The sequence below is a fragment of the Teichococcus aerofrigidensis genome, from assembly GCF_054073225.1.
Genome location: NZ_JBSXMU010000026.1, coordinates 1 through 23,991, shown reverse-complemented (window position 1 = coordinate 23,991; position 23,991 = coordinate 1). Strand labels below are relative to the sequence as shown.

At 71.4% G+C, this 23,991-nt stretch carries 25 protein-coding genes and 2 tRNA genes; 13 read left to right on the top strand and 14 right to left on the bottom strand.

The window, feature by feature from the left end; translation table 11 throughout:
* Positions 1-4 precede the first annotated feature (4 nt).
* Positions 5-460 (bottom strand): RrF2 family transcriptional regulator, encoded by a 456-nt coding sequence (locus ACVMLK_RS08250; RefSeq protein WP_422923672.1) that lies wholly within the window; start codon positions 458-460, stop codon positions 5-7.
* A gap of 46 nt (positions 461-506) precedes the next feature.
* Here ACVMLK_RS08250 and cysK point away from each other — a divergent pair, with 46 nt between their 5' ends.
* Positions 507-1,496, top strand: a complete 990-nt coding sequence (cysK, locus tag ACVMLK_RS08245; RefSeq protein ID WP_198367880.1) for a cysteine synthase A — start codon at positions 507-509, stop codon at positions 1,494-1,496.
* Positions 1,497-1,579: 83 nt separating this feature from the next.
* Positions 1,580-3,055, top strand: coding sequence for a methyl-accepting chemotaxis protein (locus ACVMLK_RS08240; RefSeq protein WP_198367881.1), 1,476 nt, complete (start codon positions 1,580-1,582; stop codon positions 3,053-3,055).
* A 45-nt stretch (positions 3,056-3,100) separates the two neighbouring features.
* Here ACVMLK_RS08240 and ACVMLK_RS08235 read toward each other — a convergent pair.
* The 8 genes from ACVMLK_RS08235 to ACVMLK_RS08200 form a co-directional block, all read right to left on the bottom strand.
* Positions 3,101-3,177: transfer RNA gene (locus tag ACVMLK_RS08235), tRNA-Pro, on the bottom strand.
* A gap of 79 nt (positions 3,178-3,256) precedes the next feature.
* Entirely contained in the window at positions 3,257-3,682 is a 426-nt protein-coding gene (locus ACVMLK_RS08230; RefSeq protein WP_198367882.1) for a MerR family transcriptional regulator, read from the bottom strand.
* 55 nt (positions 3,683-3,737) lie between these two features.
* Positions 3,738-4,049, bottom strand: coding sequence for an integration host factor subunit alpha (locus tag ACVMLK_RS08225; RefSeq protein WP_198367883.1), 312 nt, complete (start codon positions 4,047-4,049; stop codon positions 3,738-3,740).
* A gap of 170 nt (positions 4,050-4,219) precedes the next feature.
* Positions 4,220-4,783 carry a GNAT family N-acetyltransferase gene (locus tag ACVMLK_RS08220; RefSeq protein WP_198367884.1) on the bottom strand — a complete coding sequence of 188 codons (564 nt, stop codon included), beginning with the start codon at positions 4,781-4,783 and terminating at the stop codon, positions 4,220-4,222.
* A 34-nt stretch (positions 4,784-4,817) separates the two neighbouring features.
* On the bottom strand, positions 4,818-6,128 hold the full coding sequence (locus ACVMLK_RS08215) for an RsmB/NOP family class I SAM-dependent RNA methyltransferase (protein WP_457486134.1): 1,311 nt from the start codon (positions 6,126-6,128) through the stop codon (positions 4,818-4,820).
* Positions 6,129-6,137: 9 nt separating this feature from the next.
* On the bottom strand, positions 6,138-7,661 hold the full coding sequence (gene guaB / locus ACVMLK_RS08210; protein ID WP_457486133.1) for an IMP dehydrogenase: 1,524 nt from the start codon (positions 7,659-7,661) through the stop codon (positions 6,138-6,140).
* 154 nt (positions 7,662-7,815) lie between these two features.
* The gene (locus ACVMLK_RS08205; RefSeq protein ID WP_422923665.1) at positions 7,816-8,499 is read right to left on the bottom strand and encodes an RlmE family RNA methyltransferase; all 684 of its coding nucleotides are present in this window, start codon (positions 8,497-8,499) and stop codon (positions 7,816-7,818) included.
* A 29-nt stretch (positions 8,500-8,528) separates the two neighbouring features.
* On the bottom strand, positions 8,529-9,608 hold the full coding sequence (locus ACVMLK_RS08200; RefSeq protein WP_198367888.1) for a Ppx/GppA phosphatase family protein: 1,080 nt from the start codon (positions 9,606-9,608) through the stop codon (positions 8,529-8,531).
* Positions 9,609-9,799: 191 nt separating this feature from the next.
* On the opposite strand from ACVMLK_RS08200, the gene ACVMLK_RS08195 reads away from it, so the two are divergent.
* Positions 9,800-9,873: transfer RNA gene (locus ACVMLK_RS08195), tRNA-Gln, on the top strand.
* A gap of 39 nt (positions 9,874-9,912) precedes the next feature.
* On the opposite strand, the gene ACVMLK_RS08190 is transcribed toward ACVMLK_RS08195, so the two are convergent.
* From ACVMLK_RS08190 to ACVMLK_RS08180, 3 genes are read right to left on the bottom strand one after another with little or no spacing between them, the layout of a single operon-like run.
* On the bottom strand, positions 9,913-10,284 hold the full coding sequence (locus ACVMLK_RS08190; RefSeq protein WP_457486132.1) for an AtuA-related protein: 372 nt from the start codon (positions 10,282-10,284) through the stop codon (positions 9,913-9,915).
* Complete coding sequence (locus tag ACVMLK_RS08185) at positions 10,281-11,666, bottom strand: acyclic terpene utilization AtuA family protein (RefSeq protein WP_457486131.1); 1,386 nt, start codon at positions 11,664-11,666, stop codon at positions 10,281-10,283. Before ACVMLK_RS08185 ends, ACVMLK_RS08190 begins: the two co-directional genes overlap by 4 nt.
* A 5-nt stretch (positions 11,667-11,671) precedes the next feature.
* Entirely contained in the window at positions 11,672-12,652 is a 981-nt protein-coding gene (locus ACVMLK_RS08180; protein WP_457486130.1) for a Bug family tripartite tricarboxylate transporter substrate binding protein, read from the bottom strand.
* A 396-nt stretch (positions 12,653-13,048) separates the two neighbouring features.
* Between ACVMLK_RS08180 and ACVMLK_RS08175 the strand changes: the two genes are divergently transcribed.
* Positions 13,049-13,321, top strand: a complete 273-nt coding sequence (locus ACVMLK_RS08175) for a hypothetical protein (protein ID WP_422923655.1) — start codon at positions 13,049-13,051, stop codon at positions 13,319-13,321.
* A 76-nt stretch (positions 13,322-13,397) separates the two neighbouring features.
* Here the strand turns inward: ACVMLK_RS08175 and ACVMLK_RS08170 are convergent, their stop codons facing one another.
* Entirely contained in the window at positions 13,398-14,423 is a 1,026-nt protein-coding gene (locus ACVMLK_RS08170) for a hypothetical protein (protein WP_457486129.1), read from the bottom strand.
* Positions 14,424-14,613: 190 nt separating this feature from the next.
* Here ACVMLK_RS08170 and ACVMLK_RS08165 point away from each other — a divergent pair, with 190 nt between their 5' ends.
* Genes ACVMLK_RS08165 through ACVMLK_RS08155 form a run of 3 tightly spaced genes read left to right on the top strand, consistent with a single transcriptional unit; the run spans position 14,614 to position 16,803 of the window.
* Positions 14,614-15,285: an amino acid ABC transporter permease gene (locus ACVMLK_RS08165; protein ID WP_457486128.1), complete on the top strand. Its 672-nt coding sequence runs from the start codon at positions 14,614-14,616 to the stop codon at positions 15,283-15,285.
* Between the two features lie 10 nt (positions 15,286-15,295).
* Positions 15,296-15,946, top strand: a complete 651-nt coding sequence (locus tag ACVMLK_RS08160; protein ID WP_457486127.1) for an amino acid ABC transporter permease — start codon at positions 15,296-15,298, stop codon at positions 15,944-15,946.
* A 29-nt stretch (positions 15,947-15,975) separates the two neighbouring features.
* Entirely contained in the window at positions 15,976-16,803 is an 828-nt protein-coding gene (locus ACVMLK_RS08155; protein WP_422923649.1) for a transporter substrate-binding domain-containing protein, read from the top strand.
* 74 nt (positions 16,804-16,877) lie between these two features.
* Here ACVMLK_RS08155 and ACVMLK_RS08150 read toward each other — a convergent pair whose 3' ends face one another.
* The gene (locus tag ACVMLK_RS08150; protein ID WP_198367897.1) at positions 16,878-17,126 is read right to left on the bottom strand and encodes a hypothetical protein; all 249 of its coding nucleotides are present in this window, start codon (positions 17,124-17,126) and stop codon (positions 16,878-16,880) included.
* Positions 17,127-17,538: 412 nt separating this feature from the next.
* Between ACVMLK_RS08150 and ACVMLK_RS08145 the strand changes: the two genes are divergently transcribed.
* The 6 genes from ACVMLK_RS08145 (at position 17,539) to ACVMLK_RS08120 (ending at position 23,898) form a co-directional block, all read left to right on the top strand.
* Positions 17,539-18,516 carry a Bug family tripartite tricarboxylate transporter substrate binding protein gene (locus ACVMLK_RS08145; protein ID WP_457486126.1) on the top strand — a complete coding sequence of 326 codons (978 nt, stop codon included), beginning with the start codon at positions 17,539-17,541 and terminating at the stop codon, positions 18,514-18,516.
* A gap of 150 nt (positions 18,517-18,666) precedes the next feature.
* Positions 18,667-19,944, top strand: coding sequence for an ABC transporter substrate-binding protein (locus ACVMLK_RS08140; RefSeq protein WP_457486125.1), 1,278 nt, complete (start codon positions 18,667-18,669; stop codon positions 19,942-19,944).
* The gene (locus tag ACVMLK_RS08135) at positions 19,944-20,879 is read left to right on the top strand and encodes a carbohydrate ABC transporter permease (protein ID WP_198367900.1); all 936 of its coding nucleotides are present in this window, start codon (positions 19,944-19,946) and stop codon (positions 20,877-20,879) included. The genes ACVMLK_RS08140 and ACVMLK_RS08135 overlap by 1 nt, the downstream gene beginning before the upstream one ends.
* Positions 20,876-21,709, top strand: coding sequence for a carbohydrate ABC transporter permease (locus tag ACVMLK_RS08130; protein ID WP_457486124.1), 834 nt, complete (start codon positions 20,876-20,878; stop codon positions 21,707-21,709). The genes ACVMLK_RS08135 and ACVMLK_RS08130 overlap by 4 nt, the downstream gene beginning before the upstream one ends.
* 23 nt (positions 21,710-21,732) lie before the next feature.
* A complete protein-coding gene (locus ACVMLK_RS08125) occupies positions 21,733-22,818 on the top strand; it encodes an ABC transporter ATP-binding protein (protein WP_457486123.1) in 1,086 nt (361 codons plus the stop codon).
* A gap of 84 nt (positions 22,819-22,902) precedes the next feature.
* Positions 22,903-23,898 carry a Bug family tripartite tricarboxylate transporter substrate binding protein gene (locus ACVMLK_RS08120; RefSeq protein WP_457486122.1) on the top strand — a complete coding sequence of 332 codons (996 nt, stop codon included), beginning with the start codon at positions 22,903-22,905 and terminating at the stop codon, positions 23,896-23,898.
* Positions 23,899-23,991 lie beyond the last annotated feature (93 nt).

The window sequence follows — 23,991 nt, the reverse complement described above, 5'->3', positions numbered from 1 at the left end:
GGACCTAGATGGCGAAATTGAGCGCCTCGGGGGTCGGGCGGCGCAGGCCGGCCGCGGCGGCCCGTCGCAGCAGCTCCGCCACGCTGAGCCGCGACAGCTCCTCCATCACCGCGCCCTCCAGCTCGGTCCAGAGCGGCAGCATGACCCGGGCCTGCAGCGGCGAGGTCGGCGCCGCCTCCGGCTCCGGCGTTCCGTCCGGCGCCAGCACGGCGGCCACGACATCGGCGAGGGTGATGTCGCGGGCGGCGCGGCCCAGCCGGTAGCCGCCCTTCGGCCCGCGCGTGCTGCCCAGGATGCCGGCGCGGGACAGGGCCTGCAGCACCGGCTCGATGCCGCGCCGCGCCTCGCTCAACCGGTCGGCGATGTCGCCGGCGGGCACCGTGCTGCCCCGGCCCGCGTGAAATGCAACGTCCAATACGATGGAGACAGCCGTCATCGCCCGATCTCGCCGCAGCAGCATCGAATCACCCCTGAACCACGCTTCCGATCCGTGATATAATCCGCTTATGCCCGAAGGAAACACCCTCCCTGGCACCGGCGCCGCAACCTCGCCGAAGCCGGGCCGCATCTATGACAGCATCCTCGACACCATCGGCCAGACGCCGCTGGTCCGCCTGCCCCGCCTCGAGGCGGCGCGGGGGCTGCGCGCGCGGCTGGCGATGAAGCTGGAATTCTTCAATCCGCTGGGCTCGGTGAAGGACCGGATTGGCCTCGCCATGGTTGAGCAGGCCGAGAGGGACGGGTTGATCCGGCCGGGCGAATCCGTGCTGGTCGAGCCGACCTCCGGCAATACCGGCATCGCCCTCGGCTTCGTCGCCGCCGCGCGCGGCTATCGGCTGATCGTCACCATGCCGGACGGGGCGAGCGTGGAGCGGCGCAAGATGCTGCGCCTGCTGGGGGCCGAGGTGGAGCTGACCCCGGCCGGCCAGGGCATGACCGGCGCCATCGCCCGCGCCGAGGCCATCGTCGCGGGCACGCCGCAGGCCTGGATGCCGCGGCAGTTCGACAATCCGGCCAACCCCGCCATCCATGCCGCGACCACGGCGGAAGAGATCTGGGCCGACACCGCGGGCGAGGTGGACGCGGTGGTGGGCGGGGTCGGCACCGGCGGCACCCTGACCGGCATCAGCCGCCAGCTGAAGCCGCGACGGCCGGCGCTGCGCGTCATCGGCGTCGAGCCGGCCGAATCCGCCGTCCTCTCGGGCGACGATCCCGGCCCGCACGAGATCCAGGGCATCGGCGCCGGCTTCCGCCCGGCCGTGCTCGACCTGGCGCAGATCGACACGGTGCGCCGCGTCACCGAGCGCGAGAGCTTCGCCGCGGCGCGGCTCTGCGCTCGCACCGAGGGACTGCCCATCGGCATTTCCTCCGGCGCGGTGCTGCACGCCATGCTGGAACTCGCCGAGGCGCCCGAGATGGAGGGACGGCTGATCGTGGGTATCGCCGCGTCCTTCGCCGAGCGCTACCTGTCGACGGATCTGTTTTCCGGCCTGTGACCGGGGGCCGCGAAGTCCTTCCTTAACCCGTGCGGGTCCATACCGGGGCATCGGGAGTTAGCCCCCACGAAGGATCCGCTACGATGTTCCGGTCCCGCCAGCACAAGGGCGACCATCTGCGGCTCATGGCCCTCGACGCCCTTGAGCAGAATGTCATGGTTGCCGATCGGGATCTCAGGATCCTCCATATCAACCCGGCGCTGAAGGCCCTCCTGTCCCGGGCCGAGGCCGAACTCCGCGAGGCGCTTCCGGCCTTCGCCCTGGACCGGCTGGTCGGCAGCAGTATCGACGTCTTCCACAGGAATCCGGCGCATCAGCGCCAGCTGCTGGGCCAGTTGCGGCAGCGCCACCGCGCGACGATCAGCGTGGCCTCCTGGCGCTTCGACCTCATCGTCTCGCCGCTTCCGGGTGGCGAGGCCAATGCCGGCTATGTCGTCGAATGGGCCGATGCGTCCATCCGCCTGCAGAACCTCGACTACCGCGGCCAGCTCGAGGCCATCCGGCGCTCGCAATGCGTGGTGGAGCTGTCCCTGGACGGCACGGTGGTGGACGCCAACGAGAACTACCTCGCGCTGGTCGGCTACCGGCTGGAGGAGATCCGGGGCAAGCCGCACCGCCTGCTGGTCGATCCCTCGGAGAGCGCCGGCCCCGCCTACGCCGCCCTCTGGGATGCGCTGCGCGCGGGCCGCCCCCAGGCCGGCCAGTTCCGCCGCATCGGCGCGGGCGACCGGGACATCTGGATCAACGGCGCCTACAACCCGATCCTGGACGAGGCCGGAAAGCCCACGAAGGTCGTCAAGTTCGCCAGCGACATCAGCGCCCAGCGCCAGTTGCTGGGCCGGCTGAAGACGCTGATCGAGCAGAACTTCCAGGAGGTGGAGGAGGCGATCCGCCGCGGCAACGGCGAGGCCGGCTCGGCGGGGCAGGCCGCCGGCCAGACCTTCGGCAATGTCCAGATGGTGGCGGCCAGCGCGGAGCAGCTCGCCGCCTCGATCGCCGGGATCGCGCGCAGCATGAGCCAGTCCCGCCAGGCGGCGGAGAACGCGCATGACCAGACCGTCGCGGTCAGCCGCAGCACGGAGGCGATGGCCAGCGCCTCGCAGGCCATGAACGGGATCGTCGGGTTGATCCGCGACATCGCGGGGCAGATCAACCTGCTGGCACTGAACGCGACGATCGAGGCGGCCAGGGCCGGAGAAGCCGGCAAGGGCTTCGCGGTGGTCGCGAGCGAGGTCAAGAACCTGGCCAATCAGGCCGCACGCGCCACCGAGCAGATCAGCCGGGAAATCGATTCCATCCAGGGAACGGCGCAGGACGTGGCGGCGACCATCGGCACCATCCGCGACTCGGTCGGCCTGGTCCGGGAATCCGTCGCCGTCACCGCCTCGGCGGTGGAGGAGCAGAACGCGGTCACCCGCGATGTGTCGGACAACATTCGCCAGGCCTCGGAAGCGGTGGCGATGGTGGCCGGCAATATCCGCGCGATCGATACGGCGGTGGCCGATGCGGCCCGGGCCGCCAGCATCGCGAGGACAGCGGCCCGCGATCTGGTCGCCTGACGGCGGCGGCAGGCCGGATCCTGATGTGGTCGGGATGGCGGGGAATGGTCGGAACGGCGGGATTTGAACCCACGACCCCTTGTCCCCCAGACAAGTGCGCTACCAGGCTGCGCTACGTTCCGTTGCGGCCGGGCATAGCATCGGCGCCCCGCTGCCTCAAGCCTCGCCGCCGGGGAAAAATGGCGTCGGGCCCTGCTGCCCTCAGCGAGGCGGCGTGGCCAGGGTCCGCAACTCCTCCGCCAGGCCTTCCAGCTCGGCCAGGATCGATCGCAGGCCCGGCGCGGCGGAGTCCCCCGGCCCCTCGCCCTCGGGCAGGTCGGCCTCGGGCAGATCGCTCCCGGCATCCCGCAGGAGGCGCTGCACGCCCTTGATCGTGTAGCCCTGCGTGTAGAGCAGATCGCCGATCCGGCGCAGCAGCGCGATATCCTCGGGACGATAGTAACGGCGGCCCCCGCCGCGCTTCAGTGGCTTGAGCTGCGGGAACTTGGTCTCCCAGAACCGCAGGACATGCTGCGGGATCTGCAGATCCTCGGCCACCTCGCTGATGGTGCGGAAAGCCGTGGGCGCCTTACGCAGGCGGCCCGGCGTGTCGGCATCCTCGCGCATCGGCGTCACCCCATCGTTCATCGCTGGCATTCCTCAGCGCTTCGGCGCGGCCAAGGGCCGGCGGGGCGAAGCGGGATCAGGACTCGTCAATCGCGGACACGGTCTCGCCGTTCAGGCGGGCCCTCAACACCTGGCTTGGCCGGAAGGACAACACGCGGCGCGGCATGATCGGCACCTCGACCCCGGTCTTCGGGTTGCGGCCCACGCGCATGCCCTTCTGCCGCACCGAGAAGGTCCCGAAGGCCGAGATCTTCACGGCCTTCCCCCCCTCCAGGGCGGCGGAGATGCGCTCCAGCACGTCCTCGAGCAGGGCGGCGCTTTCGTTTCGCGACAAACCGACCTGCGCATAGATGGCCTCGGCCAGTTGCGCGCGCGTGATCGTGTTCATGGTCAGGCGCGGCCCATGGCGGTGAGACTCCTCGCAACCCCTTCTTCTTGCAAGAGAACCGGCAGCGAGGCCCAGCGTCAACCATGACGGAGGGTGTGGCGCAAAAGCTTCAAAGGAGTGATGCGGATATGCCACAGGCCCACTCGGCCGGACCGGCGCCGCCCCCAGGCCTAAGCTCGGTCGGCACGGGCCGTGGCGGCGAGGAGAAGCTCGATCGGGTCCCAGAGCATGGCCGTCCGGCGCACCGATCGGCCGGCGAAGTGGATCTCGTCCGCGCCGACGTTGCGGCCGCCCAGATGGCGGTAGAACCAGCGCGAGGGATTCTCGCTGAGAACCCACAGCATGGCCGAGCCGCAGCCGATGGCGGAAAGATGGGCGGCCGTCGCGCGCATCAGGCGCCGCCCCAGCCCGAGGTCGCGCCAGTCATCGAGGACGTAGAGCAACTCGATCTCGCCCTGTGCCAGCCCGGGGTGCCGGCAGCGGCCGCCGAGCGCGAAGCCGACGACGGCCGGCGCGCTTCCCGTCTCGGCCGGCGTCGCGACCGCCACGAACATCGCCTCCCCATCGCGCCGCTCGACCAGCGCCCGCTGATAGAAGGGCAGGATGCGCTGCACGGAGAGCGTGGCGAGGTAGGTGTCCGGCAGGAGCCCCGGATAGGAGGTGCGCCAGGTGGCGACGTGCACGGCGGCGATGGCGGCGGCATCGGCCGGGCGGGCACGGCGGATGTTGATCATCCCGCTTGCCTCCTCTCCTATCGGCGATGCCTCGTCAGGCCTGGCGCTGCAGGACGGCGGCGAAGAAGCCGTCCGTGCCGTGGCTGTGAGGGGCCAGTTCCATCCAGGGCCCCTCGCAGGGTGGCGGCCCCGCCTCCGGCATGGTCTCGCGCCACGCCTCGGCGAGCGGCACCGCCACGAAACCCGCATGGCGGGAGAGGAACTCCTGCACCTGCATCCCATCCTCCTCCGGGAGAACCGAGCAGGTAGCGTAGACCAGCCTGCCGCCGGGGCGAACCAGTTCGGCGGCCGTATCGAGGATCGCGCGCTGCTTCGTGATCAGTTCCCCGAGATCGCGCGACGTGGTCCGCGTGCGCGCGTCGGGGTTGCGGCGCCAGGTGCCGGCACCGGTGCAGGGAGCATCCACCAGCACACGGTCGAACTGGCCGGCGCGGCGCCGGGCCCAGCGATCGCCCGGCGCCAGGAGGTGCCGTTCGGCATTGTCGACCCCGGCGCGGCGCAGGCGGCGCGCGGCGCCCTCCAGCCGGGTGGCCGAGACGTCGCAGGCGGTGATGCGGCCACGATTGCCCATCATCGCCGCCACCGCCAGCGTCTTGCCCGCGGCGCCGGCGCAGTAGTCGGCGACGCGCATGCCGGGCCTCGCGCCGGTCAGCAGGGCGATGAGCTGGCTGCCCTCGTCCTGGATCTCGATCAGGCCCTCGGTGAAGGCCTTGCTGGCTAGAATCGGGCGGCGGTCCGGCACGCGCAGGCCCCAGGGCGACCAGGGCATCGGCTCGGCCGGTATGCCCTCGGCGGCGAGTGCCGCCCTCGCCTCCTCCCGCGTGCCGCGCAGCAGGTTGGCGCGCAGGTCGAGCGGCGCGGCTTCGTCCATCGCCGCCGCCGCCGCCGGCAGCTCGTCGCCGAAGCGCGCGCGGTAGCCCGGCAGGGCCCAATCGGGCAGGTTGTGGCGCGGGCCCTCCGGCATCTCCGGGTCGATGAGGGGGTGGCCGTCCAGGGCTTCGATGACACTCATCTCGCCCGGATCGGGCGGCCCGGCGTGGAAGCGGCCGCCGGGGAAGGCCTGCAGCACGCCCTGGCGGTCCCAGCGCTCCACCAGCAGCAGATAGGCCATGACCAGCAGGCGGGGCGTGGCCGGCATGCCGCCGGCGGCGAGATGCCAGTCCAGCCGCAGGCGCTGGCGCAGCACACCCCAGGCGCGCTCGGCCACGGACCGGCGGTCGCCGCTGCCGATGTAGCGGCGTTCCCGGAAGAAGGCATTGGCGGTGGCGTCCGCCGGGCGGCGTGGCGCGGCCGCCACCTCTCCCAGCAAGGCCACCGTGGCGGCGATCCGCGCTGCGGGTGTCATGCGCGGGGATCAGCCATCCTGGCGATAGTTCGGCGCCTCGCGCGTGATCGCCACGTCATGCACGTGGGATTCCCGCAGGCCGGCGCCGGTGATGCGGCGGAAGGTGCAGTTCTGCTGCATCTCGGCGATGGTGGCGTTGCCGGTATAGCCCATGGCGGACTTCAGGCCGCCCACCAGCTGATGGATGACATTGCCGACCGGGCCCTTGTAGCCGACGCGCCCCTCGATGCCCTCGGGCACGAGCTTGAGCTGATCCTGCACTTCGGCCTGGAAATAGCGGTCGGCCGAGCCGCGCGCCATGGCGCCGAGGCTGCCCATGCCGCGATAGGCCTTGTAGGAGCGGCCCTGGTAGAGGAACACCTCGCCCGGCGCCTCGTCCGTGCCGGCGAAGAGGCTGCCCATCATGACGCAATCGGCGCCGGCCGCGATGGCCTTGGCGAGATCGCCCGAGGAGCGCACGCCGCCATCGGCGATGGCGGGCACGCCCTTCTCGTGCGCGGCGGCGGAGGCTTCCATCACCGCGGTGAGCTGCGGCACGCCGACGCCGGCGACGATGCGGGTGGTGCAGATGGAGCCCGGGCCGATACCGATCTTGACCGCGTCGGCCCCGGCCTCCACCAGCGCCCGCGCCGCCTCGGGCGTCGCCACGTTGCCGGCGATGACCTGAACGCTGTTGGACAGGCGCTTGATCGTCTCGACCGCCTTCAGCACCCCGGCGGAATGGCCATGCGCGGTGTCGACGACGACGACATCCACCTCCGCCTCGACCAGCAGCTCGGCGCGGCGGAGGCCGTCCTCGCCGGTGCCGGTGGCCGCCGCGGCGCGCAGCCGGCCCATGGCGTCCTTGGCGGCGTTGGGGTTGGCCTGGGCCTTGTCCATGTCCTTGACGGTGATCAGCCCGGTGCAGCGGTACTGGTCATCGACCACCAGCAGCTTCTCGATGCGGTGCTTGTGCAGCAGTTCCCGCGCGCGGGCGGGCGAGACGTCGCTCGTCACCGTCACCAGGTTCTCCCGCGTCATCAGCTCGTAGACGCGGGTGCCGGGGTCGGTGGCGAAGCGCACGTCGCGATAGGTCAGGATACCGACGAGGCGCTTGCTCTCCCGCTCCACCACGGGGATGCCGCTGATATGGTGGGTGGCCATCAGCCCCTGGGCATCGGCCAGGGTCTGGTCCGGATGAATGGTGACCGGGTTCACCACCATGCCGCTCTCGAACTTCTTCACCTGGCGCACGGCGGCCGCCTGCTCCTCGGGGGAGAGGTTCTTGTGGATCACGCCGATGCCGCCGGCCTGCGCCATGGCGATGGCCATCGGCCCTTCCGTGACCGTGTCCATGGCGGCGGAGATCACCGGCATGTTCAGCGAGATGTCCCGGGTCAGCCGGGTGCGGACATCGGCGTGGCTGGGCAGGACGGTGGAATAGGCCGGCACCAGCAGGACGTCGTCGAAGGCATAGGCCTCCGCGATCAGGGTGCGGCGCGGCGCGGCGCCGCCTTGAGCGGGGCCGTTGGTCGTGGTCGTTTCGGATGCCATGGCGGAGCCTTTCGCAGAACTCTGAGGCGCGTTCCGCAGCCTTGGCGCGTCCCCCTAGACCAGAATCGCGCCCCGCTGCAAGCGCGGCGCGCCCGTCGCCGGCGCGGCCCTGCCCTGCGCCGGGGCATGGCCGCGCCGGAGGCCGGCCTTCTCCCTAGCCGCCACCGGCGCCGCGGAAGCCCTGGGCCACCACATACATCTCGGCGCTGTCCTTCCGGCTGGCTGGCGGCTTGGCGTGCCGCACCGTGGCGAAGTCCCGCTTCATGCGGTTCAGCAACTCCCGCTCGGTGCCGCCCTGGAAGACCTTGGCGACGAAGGCGCCGCCGGGCGTCAGCACCTTCCCGGCGAAGTCCAGCGCCAGCTCGATCAGGCCGAGGATGCGCAGGTGATCGGTGGCATTGTGGCCGGTGGTGTTGGGCGCCATGTCGGACAGCACCAGATCGGCCGGCCCGTCCAGCGCCTCCAGCACGCGCTGCTCCACCTCCGCCTCCTGGAAGTCGCCCTGCAGCAGGATGGCGCCGGCGATCTCGTCCATCGGCAGCAGGTCGAGGCCCACCACCTTGCCGCCCTCCCCCACCCTCTGCACCGCGACCTGCGTCCAGCCGCCCGGCGCGGCGCCGAGGTCCACCACACGCTGCCCCGGATGGAACAGCCGGTACTTCTCATCCAGCTCCAGGATCTTGAACGCGGCCCGGGACCGCCATCCGGCCGCCTTGGCGGCGCGGACATAGGGGTCGTTCAACTGCCGCTCCAGCCAGCGCTGGCTGGCGGTGCTGCGGCCCTTGGCTGTGCGCAGGCGGGTGGTCAGGCCACGGGCGCCCTCGGTCGGCGACTTCACGGTATGTCCAGTCCTTGGAACGACGGGGATCAGGAGGCCGGGTATGCCGCCGGCCTGAAAGGATGGGCCTGTGCCGCCACGCGGCGCGAGGGGAGACGCTCCTGCCGCATCATGCGCAGCAGCATGCCTTCCCGCAGGCCGCGATCGGCCACGGTGACGCAGGAGGAGGGCCAGACCCTGCGGATGGCGGCATAGATGGCGCAGCCGGGCAGGACGTAATCCGCCCGTTCCGGCCCGACGCAGGGATGCTCGCGTAGGCCGTCCCGCCCGAGCATGAAGAGGTCCCGCAACGCCTGATCGGCCTCCTGGATATCGAGCACGCGCCCGTCGATCAGGGGCCGGGAATAGCGCGGCAGGGACAGCGCGACGCCGGCCAGGGTGGTGACGGTGCCGCTGGTGCCCATCAGCCGCACGCCGCCGGCGCGCATTTCCTGGCCGATGCAATGCACCCGGTCGAAGCGGGCGAGCTCGGCCGCCACCTCCTCCACCACCCGGTCGAAGCCCTCCGGCGTGTAGCAGCAGAGGCCGGCGCGCTCGGCCAGGGTGACGACGCCGATCGGCAGCGAGACATAGCCGATCAGCTCGGGCAGGCCGTTCGGAGCGCCACGGATCCAGGCGATCTCGGTGCTGCCACCGCCGATGTCGAAAAGCAGCGCCCGCCGATCCTGCGCGCGCAGCAAGGGCGCGCAGGATTCCATCGCCAGCTCGGCCTCCTCCCGCGCCGAGATGACGCGGATGGGCAGGCCGGTGGTCTCGCGGGCGCGGGCCACGAAGGCGGCGCCATTCGCGGCCTGGCGGCAGGCCTCGGTGGTGACGGCGAGCAACCGCCGCAGCGGCCGGCGCAGCAGCTTCTGCGCGCAGGCCTGCAAGGCGGCCAGGGCCCGCTCCATCGCGCCCTCGGAGAGGCGACCCTGCTGCGCCAGCCCCTCACCCAGCCGGACGACCCGGCTGTAGCTGTCGAGCACCCGGAAGGAGCCCGCGGGGGTCGGCGTCGCCACCAGCAGCCGGCAATTGTTGGTGCCGAGATCCAGGGCGGCGAAGACACCCCCGGCGGTACCACAGGAGGGGCGGGTCGAGGCGACGGCAGGATTGGCTATGAGATCTGGCATGGTGTTCGGGGCTTCCCTGGCGCCGCCATGGCGGCAGCGCCCGGGCCAGCTGCCCCATGATCCGGCGAGCCGGCCCCGGGGGCAAGCGATTTTGCTCCCCGCCGCGAAACACGCGCCCACACGACTTGATCCGTCCGGACGGCAATGCTAAGTGCCCCGCCACGCCGCCGGACCCGCTCCGACGGACCCGTTGGGGAATAGTTTAACGGTAGAACTCCCGACTCTGACTCGGGCAGTCTTGGTTCGAATCCAGGTTCCCCAGCCAAACTCCACCCTGTTCCGGCTTACACCACCTCGCCCCTGCTCATGAGGGGCCGGGCCGGGAGACTTCCCCTCCGCCCAGGGCCGCCTCCGGCACCTCGACCGTCAGGCCCAGGAGCCGGAAGGGGAGCGTCTTGCCGTGCCCGTCCAGGTTCAGGGCCCCGTTGACGCCGCCCTGCAGCACGTCGTTGATCACGAAATTGCATCCGCCAAGGCGCGGCAGGTCGTAGCGCCGCACGCGGGTCGCGCCCCGATGCGCGAAGAGCGCCAGGATCCTGGCCTCGTCCAGCTGCGGCGCCAGCACCGGCCACAGCGCCGGATCATAGGCGAAGACCGCCACGTTGAGACGATTGCCCTTGTCCCCCGCCCGCGCATGCGCGACGCGGTGCAGCGGCACCTCCACCCGCCGGCTCATGCCACATCCTCCAGCCCGAGAAACGACACCCGTGGCCGGACCCGCTCGCGCGGCACCATGAAGGACAGGGTGCGGATGCGGTCCACCACGCGGGTCCTGGCACCGCCGCCGCCCGCCGGCCCGCAGCACAGGAGGGAGAGCACCTCGCGCGCCGCACGCTCCGCGGCCTCGCGCGTGTCGGTGGCGACAGCGAGGCGCAGCCGGACATCCTCCGGCACATCCTTGGGCGCCAGGGCCGCAGCCTCACGCAGCACGCCGGCATCCCCGTCCAGAACGCTGACCACACCGATCAGGTCGACGCGCACGCGCCCCTCGATGCCGAGCAGCGCCAGCCGGTCGCGCAGGGTCCGGCCGGCCAGGGCGGCGCGGACGCGGGCATGGGGCCCCGCATAGGAGATCTCGCCCTCGCCCAGCCAGCCGCCCGGCAGGCTGACCGTGGCCTTGAGCCGCTCCGGCCGCGGCCCGCCCCGCGCGCCGCTGACCCGGACCCGGTCGCGGCCCTCCTCGGCCAGCTCCACCGCCGTCACGTCCAGCGTGACATCGGGGGTGAGATAGGCGGCGGGGTCGTGCAGTTCGTAGAGCAGCTGCTCCTTCACGGTGCGCAGATCGACCAGCCCGCCACTGCCCGGCGGCTTGGTGATGACGAAGCCGCCATCCTCCCGCATCTCGGCGATAGGGAAGCCGATCCGGTGCGGCTCCGGCACCTCCTTCAGACCGGGATCGGCGAAGTATCCGCCGGTGACCTGGCTGCCGCATTCCAGCAGGTGGCCGCAGGCGGTCCCGGCGGCGAGGCGCGGCCAGTCGTCCTCGGCCCAGCCGAAATGCGCCAGCATCGGACCGAGCGCCAGCGCCGGATCGGCGGCGCGGCCGGTGATCACCACCTGCGCGCCGCCGCGCAACGCCTCGGCGATCGGGGCCGCGCCCAGATAGACATTGGCGGCGATGACCGCCGACGGGTCCAGCACCGCCCCCTCGTCGCCTTCCCAGGGCTCCAGGTCATCCAGCGCATCGGTGCCGCGCAGGTCGTCGCCTTCGACGACACCGACCCGCAACGCCCCCAGGCCCAGCTCGCGGCCGAGGCGCAGCACCGCGCGCGCGGCGCCGGCCGGATTGGCCGCGCCGCCATTGGTGACGATGGGAATGCCATGCGCCACGCAGTCGCGCAGGACAGGCCGCAACAGCGCCTCCAGGGCCGGCTCGTAGCCGCCCTCCGGATTGTGCCGCCGGTCGCGCTGGGCCAGGGCCAGGGTGCGCTCGCCCAGGACCTCCAGCATCAGCGCCGCGGGTCCGCCGGCCGCCACCAGCGCCGCCACCACCGGCACCGGCGCGTCCAGCCGGTCGCCCGAGAAGCCTGAGCCGCAGCCGATCCTCAGCATCTCCATGGCGCTCAATCCGCCCGCGCGCCGGAGATGCGCACCACCTCGGCCCATTTGGCGATGTCGGCGCGCAGGAAGGGCACGAAGTCGTCGGGCGGCAGGCCGACCGGCTCCAGCCCCTGCTCCACCAGGCGCGGACGGACCTCGGGCGAGGCCAGCGCAGCCTGCAGCGCGGCGAAGATGCGGTCGCGCACCGGGCCGGGCAGGCCGGCAGGCGCGAAGAGACCGTGCCAGGCGCTGACGTCGAAATCCTCGACCCCCTGCTCCATCGCGGTCGGCACATCCGGCGTCCATTCCAGCCGCTTCGCCGAGGTGGCGGCCAGGGCGCGCAGCGTGCCGTCCCGCACGAAGGGCAGCACCGCCGTCACCTGATAGATGGTCATCGGCACGTTGCCGGCGATGACATCGGTCACCGCCTGCGCGCCGGAGCGGTAGGGCACGTGCTCGAGCGGCGCGCCGCTGCGCAGCTTCAGCAGCTCTCCGGCCAGGTGCGAGGAGGTGCCGTTCCCGGCCGAGGCGTAGCTGACGCCGCGCTGCGTCCGCGCCCAGGCGAGGAACTCCGGCAGGGTCCTGGCCGGGACCGAGGGATTCACGACCAGCAGGTTCGGGGCCGTCGTCACCAGCGAGATCGGCGTGAAGTCCCGCAGGACGTCGTAGGGGATCGAGGGCATCAGCGACATGTTCACCGAATGCGAGGCGATGCTGCCCATGCAGAGGGTGTAGCCATCCGGCGCGGACTTCGCGACCGCGTCGCTGCCGACCACCCCGCCGGCCCCGGCCCGGTTCTCCACCACCACCGGCTGGCCGAGGCCGCGCGACATCTGCGGCGAGACCAGGCGGGTCATGATGTCGGTGCTGGTGCCGGCGCCGAAGGGCACGACCATGCGGATGGTCCGGGCCGGCCATTCCGCCTGGGCGTCGGCCCGTCCGGGCAGCAGGGCCACCGCGGTCGCGCCAAGCAGCAGCCGGCGCGTGCCGATGATCCGTCGCATCGCGATCCTCCCGTTTTGCCACGCCGGAAGTCTCGGCGGGACTTCAGACATGCCAAGCGGCCGGTCATCGTACAATGGAAATGATCCGATCCTTCCTCAGACTGTCCCCATGCAAGCCGGTCCGCGCCACCAAGGCGCTGGCCCGCCTGACCCCGGAGCCGGGGATGGCGCGGCGGGTCCTGCTGCCGCCGGCCGCTCACTCTCCCCGGCGGCCGAGGCCTTCGCCATGGCACTCCGGGCGGCCGCCCGGAAGGCCCGGCCCGCGGACCCTTAACAGGTTGGAATCCTGCGCGTAGAACCCCGGCCACCCCTGATGGCGGCAGGCCGCCGGGCCGCCGCGAACCGGATCGATGAGCTTGCCATGCCGAGACTGACAACGCGGAGCGACCGTCCCCGATGAGTGGCAAGGCCCAGGCCCGTTCCACCACGCCGCGCCGCCGCGCCGCTTCCGCCAAGTCGCCGGCGAAGGCGCCACGCCGCGCCGCCGGGACCGAGAAGGCCGCACAGCCCGCCAAGGCGGGCCGGCGCAAGCCGGCAGCGGCCAGGCCACCCGCCAGGCCGCCGGGCGGCGGTCTGCGGCGGCAGGTCGCCGACTACCTGCTGGGCGTGCTGATGCTGGGCGCGGCGACCTGGGGGCTGATGTCCTTCCTCGGCGTGTCGCCGTTCTGATCGCCCGGCCGGATGGCTCCGCCGCTGTTCAGCCGGACGGCTCCGCGGTTGTTCAGCCGGGCGGCTCCGCCGTCGTCTAGCTGGGCGGCTCCGCCGCGGTCGCCAGTTCCCGCAGCAGGCCGGGCTGCCCCACGCCGGAGCGCTGGAAGATCACGCCGGTCCCGTCCAGCAGGCCGCCGCGCAGCCGCAGGAAGGGCAGGCCCTGCGGGATCAGCCCCTCGACCCGGAGCGACTCCGCCCCCAGCACGCCGGCCAGTCCGCGCAGCGTATCGCCGCCGCTGACCAGCAGCGTGGCGGGCGGCGGCAGGCGGCGCAGCAGCGCGCCGAAGGCCAGCTCGGCGCGCCGCGCCGCCTCGCCGGGCGAGGTCGTGGCCGCCAGGTTCAGGCGCAGGAAGGCGGCGCCGTGCCGCTCCAGGCGCCGCTGCACGCGTTCCGGCTTCTCGTTGTCGGCCAGCGTCATGGACATGGGCGAGGCCTCGGCGAACTGCGCCGTGCTCATCGGATGCAGGGCGCCGAGCAGGCCGAGCAGCGGCAGGACGGGACGGACCGGGCAAGGCGGAAGGTCGGCCAGGGCGGCAGCCAGCGCGAGGCCGCCGGACCACAGCACCGGTCCCTCGATCGCGCGCCCGGCGGCCACCACCTGCTGCAGCTCCGCGGCGTCCCTGACCAGCCAGAGGCTGGCGCCCTCCGGCACCGGATCGCCCGGCATGGCCAGGGCGGCGGACAGCCCGGCACCGGCCAGGGCGTCGCGCAGCCCCGCCACGGCCTGAAGGCCGGGCCCGGCATCCGGCACCAGGATGGCGCGCCGGAACGGGCCGCTGCCGAACAGCGCCGCGATCTCCGCCGCCGGACTGCCGCGCAGCCGCGCGTCCAGGACGTGGAAGGCCAGCTCGCCCTCCGCCAGGGTCGGCGCCCATGCCCGGAAGCGGGCGGCGGCCAGATGCGGCGCGCGGTCCCGCGTGCGGGCGTCAAGTCCGGCGGCCTCGGGCAGGGCCGCGGTGCTCCAGCCGCAGCTCACCGGGCCGGCCGCGCCCGTGAACCGCGCGGCGGTCTCCAGGGTTCCGGCGAGGTCATCGGCCAGCAGGCGAATGCGCAGGGTCATGCCGAGCGGATTAGCGCCTCGCCCCCCCTTCCGCCAACAGCCGATGCGGCCGCCTTGCCAGCCGCCGCGTTCCGGTCCAGCCTCGGCGGCGGACCGGCTCCCCGAAGGCCGGCACGGGAACGGATCAGGAGGGACGGCCGATGCCAGGCCAGAGTCCAGGGGCGGCGGCCCCACGGCCAGAGGCGGCCGGATGACCTATGTCTTCGAGTTCGGTCAGGTCTTCGCCGCCTGGGACGAGCTGCTGGCCGGCGCGCTGCGCACCCTCTGGCTCTCCGCCGCCTCGATGGCCATCGGCCTGGTGCTGGCCATCCTCGGCGCGCTCGGCAAGACCAGCGGCCCCACCTGGCTGCGCTGGCTGCTCGACGCCTATATCGAGCTGATCCGCAACACCCCCTTCCTGATCCAGATCTTCCTGGTCTTCTTCGGCCTGCCGGCCATCGGCCTGCGACTGGAGGCCGACCAGGCCGCGCTGCTGGCGATGGTGATCAACGTCGCGGCCTACGGCATCGAGATCATCCGCGCCGGCATCGAGAGCATCGGCAAGGGGCAGATCGAGGCCGGACGGGCGCTCGGGCTGCATTCCATGCAGATCTTCCGCCACATCATCCTCAAGCCGGCGCTGCAGGCGATCTACCCGGCGCTCACCAGCCAGTTCATCCTGCTGATGCTGAATTCCAGCGTCTGCTCGGCGATCGCGGCCAGCGAGCTGACCGCGGCGGCGAACGACATCCAGGCGCGCAACTTCCGCAGCTTCGAGGTCTATTTCGTCGTCACCGGCATGTACTTCGCCATGTCGCTGATCTTCTGGGGGATCTTCGCCGTGATCGAGCGCGCCTTCCTGCGCCGCCCGGCGACGCGCTGAGGCGGCGGGCATGCGCGAGTTCGGCCTCAACGAATTCTGGTTCATCCTCCTGGCGGTGCGCTGGACGCTGCTGCTCTCCGTCGCCGCCTTCCTCGGCGGCTGCCTCGGCGGCCTCGCCATCGCGCTGATGCGCACCAGCCACCTCGCCGCGCTGCGCTGGCTCGCCATCGGCTACATCAAGCTGTTCCAGGGCACGCCACTGCTGATGCAGCTCTTCCTGGCCTTCTTCGTGCCCGGCATCTTCGGCTTCGACGTCGATCCCTGGGGGGCGGCGGTGCTGGGCCTCTCACTGCATGCCAGCGCCTTCCTGGGCGAGATCTGGCGCGGCTGCATCGAGGTGGTGCCGCGCGGGCAATGGGAGGCCTCGGCCGCGCTCGGCCTGCGCTACTGGAACCAGATGCGGCACATCGTGCTGCCGCAGGCCTTCCGCATCGCCATCCCGCCGACCGTGGGCTTCCTGGTGCAGCTCATCAAGGCGACCTCGCTCGCCTCGATCATCGGCTTCGTCGAGCTGACCCGCGCGGCGCAGGTGATCAACAATGCCACCTTCGAGCCCTTCATCATCTTCGGGCTCGTGGCGCTGATCTACTTCCTGCTGTGCTGGCCGCTCTCGGCCTACAGCCGGCGCATGGAGAGGAAGCTCGCCGTGGCGACACGGTGAGCGGTACAACAGGGACAAGGAGACGAGCCATGGACGTGACGCTTCGGATCGGCCGCCGCCGCCTGGCCAGCCTGCTGGCGGCGGGCGGGAGCGTGGCGCTGCTGCCCGCCCTCACGCGGCCGTCGCAGGCCGCGACGCCGGCGGAGATCCGCCAGCGGGGCCGCATCTCCGTCGGCGTGCTCACGGACTACCCGCCCTTCGGCGGCACGGATGCCGAGCAGAAGCCGGCGGGCTACGACGTGGATGTCGCGCGGCTCTTCGCCAAGGAACTCGGCGTCGAGCTGCAGCTGGTGCCGGTGACGGGCCCGAACCGCATCCCCTTCCTGCTGACCAACAAGGTGGACATGCTGATCGCCACCTTCGGCATCACCGAGGAACGCGCCAAGCAGGTGCTCTTCTCGCACCCCTACAGCGCCTTCACCACCTACATCCTGGCGCCGAAGTCGGCCGCCATCTCCGGCCCCGACGACCTGAAGGGCGTGCGCGTCGGCGTGGCGCGGGCCAGCACGCAGGATCTCGCGGTGATGGCGATCGCGCCCAAGGAGATCCGCATCATGCGCTTCGATGACGATGCGACGACCACGCAATCCCTGATCTCGGGCCAGACACAGGCGATCGGCGCCAGCAGCACCGTGCTGGCGCAGCTTCGGCAGAACTATCCGAAGCTGGAGATCGAGCCGAAGTTCACGCTTCGCGCGCAGGCCAATGGCATGGCCTTCCGCAAGCAGGACGAGGCGCTCCGCGACTTCAGCAACGACTTCATCAAGCGGCTGGTGGACAGCGGCGAGCTGGGCCGGATCTATGAGCGCTGGTTCGGCGCGGCGATGGACCCGCTGCCGCCGATGCCGCAGTTCTAGATCGGAGCGATTATCGGGGGCAAAAGGGAGGGCTTCTCCTCCCTGCCCCTACCCCCGATGCCCGGAGAGGGCTGTCAGCCAGCCGCCATGTCGGCGACGGCCTTGCCTCCGCCATGCTGGATCAACCAGAGCTGGTGATGCGCTTCGACCAGCGCCTCCAGCCCCTGGCGGCGGTTGATGTCGGAAGGGTTGCGGTGAAGGCTGTGCTCCAGCACTTCCAGCAATTGACGCGCGACCGCGATCTCGCCCTGGGCACAGGCCTGCTGGAAGGCGAGGAGGATCTTGTCGGAGAGCCGGCGCGTCGTAGGGGTAAAGCGGAGCATGAAGGCCCTGCATCCTGCGTGACGATGGGTCAGCGAACGGTTCGATCGCCAACGGCACTATAAGCGCATGCCATGCAGTTTGCACAAGGTAAATTGAAGTCGACCGTTGAGCAAGAAAATTCGTCTTCGTCTCAGTTTTTTTTGATCGCGGCCTGATGACGTCACCGAACCGCCGACATTCTTTCATGCATCGTCTTGCATGATGTCTGACAACTCGCCTATGCATCACCGCCCTGCGACCCGCCCATCCGGCCCGGCGCCAAGTCCGCCAGGTTTGTAAAGCGGAGAATTGCAACCGTTGCGGGAGGAAGCGATGCCGGCGAGGCCGATGACATTTCGGCGCACCGGCGCCTCCCGGCTTTCGCCCCGGGCAAGTCCGCCCGGCGGCAGGACCGATGGAGGAAGCAAGTCCATGAATGCCCTGTTGTCCCGCAGAACCCTGGCGCTGGCCGCCCTCCTGGGCGCCGCCGCGTGGCCGGCACAGGCCCAGCAGCGCGCCTATCCCACCCAGCCGATCCGCGTCATCGTGCCCTTCTCCGCCGGCACCTCGGACACCGTGGCGCGGCTGGTGACACAGCCCATGGGCCTGGCGCTCGGCCAGCCCTTCGTGGTGGAGAGCCGGCCGGGCGCCGGCGGCAATATCGGCAGCGAGGCCTGCGCGCGCGCCCCCGCCGATGGCTACACCATCTGCCTCGGCACGATCAGCAGCCACGCCATCAACCCCGCCACCTATGCGAAGATGCCGTATGACAACCTGAAGGACTTCGCGCCGATCACCCAGCTCGCCGCGCAGCCGAACGCCCTCGCCGTCCGCATGGACCTGCCGGCGAAGACGGTGGCCGAGCTGATCGAGATGATGAAGAAGAAGCCCGGCGACTTGAACTACGGCTCCTCCGGTGTCGGCACCTCGGTGCATCTCGCCGGCGCGCTCTTCGCGCAGATGACCGGCACCGAGGCCGAACACGTGCCCTATCGCGGCAGCGGGCAGATCGTGACGGCGCTGCTCGGCGGCGAGCTGCCAATGGCCTTCGACAACTTCTCCTCCGTCTGGCCCTTCGCACGGGACCAGAAATTGCGCATCCTCGGCGTCACCTCGCTCCAGCGCAGCCCGGCCGCGCCGGACATCCCGGCCATCGCCGAAACCCTGCCCGGCTTCGAAAGCCTGTCCTGGCACGGCCTCTTCGCGCCGGCCGGCACGCCGCCCGAGATCGTCGCGCGGCTGCAGCAGGAGGCCAAGGCGGCCCTGGCCACGCCGACGGTCGCGGCACGCTTCCAGGAACTCGGCATCACGCCGGTCGGCAGCGATCCCGAGATCTTCGGAAAGTTCGTCGCCAGCGAGACCCAGCGCTGGGGTGCGGTGGCGCGCAAGGCGCAGATCCGCATCGACTGAGCCAGGCGGCGTTGCGGCGGGGTTGCATCCTCGCCGCGACGCGGCTAGCCGTTGGGCACGGGCGTGGCGTCGCCGCCCCGCTTCCGGATGGGCAACACCTTCCTTCGGTCCTGCCGCGACCATCCGGCAAAGATCCAGGGAGGAGCCCCGATGCCGCGCATCCGCGCTGCCATCCTTTCGGGCCTGCTGCTGAGTATCCTTGGCGTGACAGGCCCCGCGCACCGCGCCGCCGCCGCGGAGATCACCATCGCCTGCGGCGCGCTCGGCCAGGAACTGGAATTGTGCCGCGACGGCGCCGAGGCCTGGGCGAAGCGCACCGGCCACACGCTGAAGATCGTCTCGGTGCCGAATTCCGCGAGCGAGAGGCTGGCGCTCTACCAGATGATGCTCGCGGGGGGCGCCTCGCAGATCGACGTCTATCAGATCGATGTCGTCTGGCCCGGCATCCTCGCCAACCACTTCATCGATCTGAAGCCCTACAGCGGGGGGGCAGAGAAGAACCACTTCCCCGCCATTGTCGAGAACAACACCGTGGACGGCCGGCTGATCGCCATGCCGCTCTACACGGACGCCGGCGTCCTCTACTACCGCAAGGATCTGCTGGAGAAGCACGGCCGCCCGGTTCCCGCCACCTGGCAGGAGATGACCGAAACGGCGCGACTGATCCAGCGCGCCGAGCGCGCCGGGGGAGAGGCCGGGCTCTGGGGCTATGTCTTCCAGGGCCGCGCCTATGAGGGGCTGACGGTGAACGGGCTGGAATGGATCGCCAGCTCCGGCGGCGGCACCATCGTCGACGCGGAAGGCCGCATCACCATCGACAATCCGCGCGCCGCCGAAGCACTCGCGCTCGCCGCGAGCTGGATCGGCGACATCACGCCGGAAGGCGCGCTGACCTACACCGAGGAGGAGGCGCGCGGCGTGTTCCAGTCCGGCCACGCCGTGTTCATGCGCAACTGGCCCTATGCCTGGGCCCTGGCCCAGGGCGAGGACAGCCCCGTGCGCGGCCGGACCGGCATCGCCGCCCTGCCGCATGGCGAGGGGGGTGGGCCCGTCGGCATCCTCGGCGGCTGGAATCTCGCCGTCTCGCGCTATTCGCGGCATCCGGACGAGGCCGCGGACCTCGTCATGTCACTGGCCGGGCCGGAGGAGCAGAAGCGCCGCGCCATCGTCGCCGCCTACAACCCGACCCTCCCCGCGCTCTACGAGGATGCCGAGATCCTGGCGGCCAATCCCTTCTTCCGGACGCTTCACGCGACCTTCAGCCAGTCCGCCGCGCGGCCCTCCCGCGTCACCGGCACCAAGTACAACCGGGTGTCCCACACCTTCTGGACACGCGCGCATGAGGCGCTCTCGGGCCGGATGACGGCCGCGGCCGCCGTGGCGGCGATGCGGCATGACCTGCGGCGCCTGAGCCGGCGGGGCTGGTGATGACGCGGCACGACGATGCCCTGGGCCTGGCGCGCATCCGCATCCGCGCCGCTTGGATGTTCCTGGCGCCGACCCTGATCGTGCTGGCGGCGGTGGCCGGCTGGCCGCTGCTCCGCACCATCTGGTTCAGCTTCACCGATGCCGAGCTTGGCAACCTGTCCGGCTACCGCTTCATCGGCTTCGCCAACTACCTGGAGCGCTACGAGGGGGAATGGCTGGGCCTGCTCGCCGATCCGGCCTGGTGGGGCGCCGTGCGGCGGACCATCTGGTTCGCCCTCGTCTCCGTCTCGCTGGAGGCCGTGCTGGGCATGATCGTCGCGCTGGCGCTCAACGCCCGCTTCCCCCTGCGCGGCCTGGTGCGCGCCGCCATCCTGATCCCCTGGGCCATCCCGACCATCGTCTCCGCCCGGATGTGGGCCTGGATGCTGAACGACCAGTTCGGCGTCATCAACCACGCCCTGCTGGCCCTCGGCCTGATCGACGCGCCCGTGGCCTGGCTGGCCGATCCCGACCTCGCCCTCTGGGCCGTGGTCATCGTCGATGTCTGGAAAACCACGCCCTTCGTGGCGCTGCTGATCCTGGCCGCGCTGCAGATGCTGCCCGGCGACTGCTACGAGGCGGCGCGCGTCGACGGCATCCATCCGGTGCGCGTCTTCTTCCGCGTCACGCTGCCGCTGATCCGGCCGGCGCTGGTCGTCGCGCTGATCTTTCGCGCCCTCGACGCGCTGCGCGTCTTCGACCTGGTCTATGTGCTGACCTCGGGTTCCGCCGGCACCATGTCCATGTCGGTCTATGCGCGGCAGCAGCTGGTCGACTTCCAGGATGTCGGCTACGGCTCCGCCGCCTCCACCCTCCTGTTCCTAGTCATCGCCCTCCTGACGCTGTCGGTGGTGGTGCTCGGGCGGCTTCGGCTGGATGGGGAGGCGGGCCGATGAACGCCGCCCGCCTCGCCGGCCGGCTGGCCTTCGCCCTGCTGCTGCTGGCCATCATCCTCTTCGCGCTGTTCCCCTTCTACCACGCGCTGGTCACCTCCTTCCGCTCGGGCAGCGAGCTCTTCATCCCCGGCCTGTTTCCGGCCGCGCTCGACCCCCGCAACTACGCGCTGGTCTTCACCCAGCAGAATTTCGGCCGCACGGTGCTGAACTCGGTGCTGGTGGCGGTGGCCGTTGTCGGCTTCTCCATGCTGCTCGCCGTGGCCGCGGCCTATGCGCTGGGCCGCGTGCGCTTCCGCGGGCGCGGCGCGCTGATGCTCACCATCCTCGGCGTCTCGATGTTCCCGCAGGTCGCCGTGCTGTCCGGCATGTTCGAGCTGATCCGCGCCCTCGGCCTGTACGACACGCTTCCGGGTCTGATGCTGGCCAATCTCGTCCTCACCCTGCCCTTCACCGTCTGGGTGCTCACCACCTTCATGCGCGAACTGCCGAAGGAGCTGGAAGAAGCGGCCTATGCCGACGGCGCCTCGCCGCTCACCGTGGTGCGCCGGGTCTTCCTGCCGCTGCTCTGGCCCGCCATGGTGCCGACGGCCCTGCTGGCCTTCATCGTCTCCTGGAACGAGTTCCTCTTCGCCTTCACCTTCACCCTCTCGGCGGAGACGCGCACGGTGCCCGTCGCCATCGCCCTGCTCAGCGGCGGCAGCCGCCAGGAACTGCCCTGGGGGCTGGTGATGGCCGCCTCCGTCATCGTCACCCTGCCGATCGTCGCGCTGGTGCTCGCCTTCCAGCGCAAGATCGTCTCGGGCCTCACCGCCGGCGCGGTGAAGGGCTGACACCAAGGATCGGGAATCATCACATGGCCGGAGTGTCCCTGCGCCGGGTCCGCAAGAGCTTCGATGGCCAGACGGTCATCCGCGACATCGACCTCGACATCGCCGACGGGGAGTTCTGCGTCTTCGTCGGCCCCTCGGGCTGCGGCAAGTCGACCCTGCTGCGGCTGGTCGCCGGGCTGGAGACGGTGAGCGGCGGCGCCGTCCTGATCGGTGACGAGGACGTGACCGCGGCGCCGCCGCGCGCGCGCGGCATCGCCATGGTCTTCCAGTCCTACGCGCTCTATCCGCACATGACCGTGCGCGAGAATATCGCCTTCGGCCTGGAGACGCGCCGCGCGCGCAAGGCGGAGATCGCCGCGCGGGTCGAGGCGGTGGCGAAGCGGCTGGAGCTGGAAGGGCTGCTGGAGCGCCTGCCGAAGCAGCTTTCCGGCGGGCAGCGCCAGCGCGTCGCCATCGGCCGGGCCATCGTGCGCGAGCCGCGCGTCTTCCTCTTCGACGAGCCGCTCTCCAATCTCGATGCCTCGCTGCGGGTGCAGATGCGGATCGAGATCGCCAGGCTGCATCAGTCGCTGCGAACGACGATGATCTACGTCACCCACGATCAGGTCGAGGCGATGACGCTGGCCGACAAGATCGTCGTGCTGAACGCGGGCCGCGTCGAGCAGGCCGGCGCGCCCACGGAGCTTTATCGCCATCCCCGCAACCTCTTCGTCGCCGGCTTCATCGGCAGCCGGCGGATGAACTTCCTGCCCGTCCGGGCCGAGGGGATGCGGAACGGCGCGGTGGAGGTCCTCCTGCCGGGCGGCGGCCGCCTCGCCGTGCCGGTCGCCGGAGAGGGTGCCCGGGCCGGAGAGGCGCTGACCCTCGGCATCCGGCCGGAGCATCTGCGCCTGGCCGGCGGCGCGCCGGATCTCTCCGGTCCGGTCGAGGTGGTGGAGGAGCTGGGCGACGAGCAGCTTGCCTATCTGCGCCTGCCGGATGGCGGCCTGATCACGGCGCGGCTCGAATCCGGCACGGCGCCGTGCGAGGGCGAGACGGGCGCGCTCGAACTTCCGCCTGCCGAATGCCACCTCTTCCGTGCGGATGGCGGCGCCCTCGGCCGCCCCTGAGCGCGAGGGCTGGACGCCCTCTCCGCTCTGACCGATCCTGCCTCTCCGCGCCGCAACGACGGCGCGGCACGGGAGAGACGGATCATGACCCAACGCCGCGCGCTGCTGCGCGCCAGCCTCGCCGCGCCCCTGGCCCTCGCCTGCCCCGCCCTGGTCCGCCCCGGCCTGGCCCAGGTCGGCTGGCCGCAGCGGCCCATCCGCCTGATTGTCCCCTTCCCGCCCGGCGGTTCGACCGATGTCATCAGCCGCCTCTACGCCGAGCGCATGGGCGCCTTGCTCGGGCAGCCGGTGGTGGTGGAGAACCGACCGGGCGCGAGCGGCAATCTGGGCATCGACGCCGTGGCCAAGGCCGCGCCGGACGGACACACCCTCGGCGCCGCCACGGTGAGCATCCTCGCCATCAACCAGTATCTGTTCGGCAGCATGCCCTTCGATACGGAGAAGGACGTGATGCCGGTCGGCCTCGCCTGGGAGACGCCGAATGTCGCCGTCGTCGCGCCGCAGCACAATCCGGCACAGACGCTCGGCGAGTTCCTCGACTGGGCCAGGAGGAAGCCCGAGGGCATCACCTACGGTTCGACCGGGATCGGGCAGACCACGCATCTCTCCAGCAGCATGCTGTTCAGCCGCACCGGGATGAAGGCGACGCATGTCCCCTATCGCGGCGCGGCGCAGACGGTGCCGGCGCTGCTGGCGGGGGATGTCGATATCGTGCTGGACAACCTCGCCTCGCAGATCGCGCTGATCCAGGAGGGCCGGATGCGCGGGCTGGCGGTCACCAGTGCCGGGCGCTGGCCCACCCTGCCCCAGGTGCCCACCATCAGCGAGGCCGGGGTGCCCGGCTTCGTCATCAGCGTCTGGGGCGCCTTCGTCGCCCCGGCCGCCACGCCGGCACCCATCGTGGAGCGGATCAACGCGGCGATGCGGCAGGTGGGCGGGGACGAGGCGATGCAGCGGCGGCTGCTCCAGGGCGGCGCCCTGGCGCTGTCCGGCACCGCGGAGGAGGCCGCGGCCCGCGTCGCGCGGGAACGGCCGATGTGGCGGCAGGTCGTCCAGGAGTCCGGCGCCCGCGCCGACTGAGGCGGGCGGCGGATGCCCCGCCGGCCCGGGGCCGGCGGGGCGCCCGGGGCGCCCGCGGCCTGGGGCCATCATGCCCTGCGGCCGGGCTTCGCC